The organism is Kitasatospora sp. MBT66, assembly GCF_000710405.2.
GTDB lineage: Bacteria > Actinomycetota > Actinomycetes > Streptomycetales > Streptomycetaceae > Kitasatospora > Kitasatospora purpeofusca.
The window spans coordinates 405279-405703 of the sequence record NZ_JAIY01000016.1; the positions used below are offsets into that span (position 1 = coordinate 405279).

Sequence of the window (425 nt, forward strand, 5' to 3'; positions counted from 1 at the left end):
GAGCTGATCGTCCTCGCCGGGACCACCCACGGCGCGACCGCACCCTTCGAAACCCACACCCCGCTCCTGGTGGTGCACGCCCGGCTCGCGGCCGGCGGCTCGGCGACGTTCACCGCTCCGGCCCACCACACCGCCGCGTTCCACACGCTGTCCGGCCGGGCCGAGACCGCCGGCGTCCCGCTGCCCGACGGCCACCTCGCCGTCCTCGACCACGACGGTGAAGGCTTCACGGTCCGGGCCGTCGACGGGCCGGCGGAGGTGCTCGTCCTGGCGGGGGAGCCGATCGGCGAACCGGTCGCCCGCAGCGGGCCGTTCGTCATGAACACGGTGGCCGAGCTCCAGCAGGCCCAGCTGGACTTCTCGCGCGGCCTGATGGGCCGGATGCCGGTATGAGCGCCTTCCCGGCCCGGCTCGCGGCCCGGCCC

1 protein-coding gene is annotated in these 425 nt (G+C 75.8%); it reads left to right on the plus strand.

The window, feature by feature from the left end; all coding sequences use genetic code 11:
- On the plus strand, positions 1-393 hold a 393-nt coding region (locus tag BI06_RS51785), incomplete at its 5' end, for a pirin family protein (RefSeq protein WP_304440901.1).
- Positions 394-425: the final 32 nt, after the last annotated feature.